The sequence below is a fragment of the Pseudomonas sp. 43(2021) genome (genome assembly GCF_017490805.1).
Classification (GTDB): domain Bacteria; phylum Pseudomonadota; class Gammaproteobacteria; order Pseudomonadales; family Pseudomonadaceae; genus Aquipseudomonas.
This window is the reverse complement of record NZ_JAFGYJ010000426.1, coordinates 1-469: the sequence shown is the minus strand read 5'-3', so window position 1 is coordinate 469 and position 469 is coordinate 1. Positions and strand designations below refer to the sequence as shown.

The 469-nt window shown below is 64.4% G+C and carries 1 pseudogene; it reads left to right on the top strand.

Annotation, left to right across the window (positions count from 1 at the left end):
* Positions 1–469: pseudogene (locus J5M71_RS27980) on the top strand (A/G-specific adenine glycosylase); the annotation flags it as partial.

Genomic DNA, 469 nt, shown 5'->3' with positions numbered 1-469 from the left:
TACTACACTCGCGCACGCAACCTGCAGAAGACCGCGAAGATCGTCGTCAGCCAGTACGCTGGCGAATTCCCGCGCGACGTGGAAAAACTCACCGAGCTGCCGGGCATCGGCCTGTCCACCGCCGGGGCGATCGCCAGCATCAGCATGGGCCTGCGCGCGCCGATCCTCGATGGCAACGTCAAACGCGTGCTGGCGCGCTTCACTGCGCAAGAGGGCTACCCCGGCGAACCGAAGGTGGCCAAACAACTCTGGGCCAACGCCGAGCGCTTCACCCCGCACGATCGGGTCAACGCCTACACCCAGGCGATGATGGATCTTGGCGCGACACTCTGCACGCGCAGCAAGCCGAGCTGTCTGCTGTGCCCGCTCAAGCGTGGCTGTGAAGCGCACATGCTTGGCCTGGAAACCCGTTATCCGATTCCCAAGCCGCGCAAGGCCATCCCGCAGAAACGCACGCTGATGCCAATGC